The 505-nt window shown below is 57.4% G+C and carries 1 protein-coding gene; it reads right to left on the bottom strand.

Going from position 1 to position 505, the window contains the following annotated elements:
* Positions 1-505 (bottom strand): family 16 glycosylhydrolase (locus J5M71_RS27320; RefSeq protein ID WP_207838659.1); only part of this gene is annotated, 505 nt, incomplete at both ends.

Raw genomic sequence — 505 nt, 5'->3', positions numbered from 1 at the left:
ATTGCGCTGAGCGCGTCCAGATCCTGACGTAGTCGATGCGAAACACCGACGGCAGATCAGCATCGTCGACCACGCCGAACCAGTCCCACATCGCTTCACTGTCGAAGACGATTTGCATGGGGAAATGCCAGTAGTTGTTTTTCGCCTCTCGCACCAGCACGCCGTCGACGTACCAGCGCAAAGTCTCGGGTTGCCAGTCAAAGCCGTAGACATGAAAAGTATTGGCCAGCCGCCACGGTGCGATCCAGGTACTGCCGGAACTCAGGTGTTGATCATTCTGCGGTCTGGCCCAGACATGCGCGTTCATGTTGTACAGGCGATCGAAGGCTTCATTGCGGGTCTTGCCGCCGATTTCGAAGATATCGATTTCCGTGGCATTGTCCGTCAGCCCGGTCCACGCCAGCCAGAACGCACTGGAACCGGCGGAATTCATCGGTTTCGCCCGGGCTTCGTAATAGCCGTACATCCCCCGTTCGTTGGTTCGCACCATCGCCGAGCTGTAATC

Source organism: Pseudomonas sp. 43(2021), assembly GCF_017490805.1.
GTDB lineage: Bacteria > Pseudomonadota > Gammaproteobacteria > Pseudomonadales > Pseudomonadaceae > Aquipseudomonas.
This window is presented reverse-complemented; position numbering and strand designations above follow the sequence as displayed.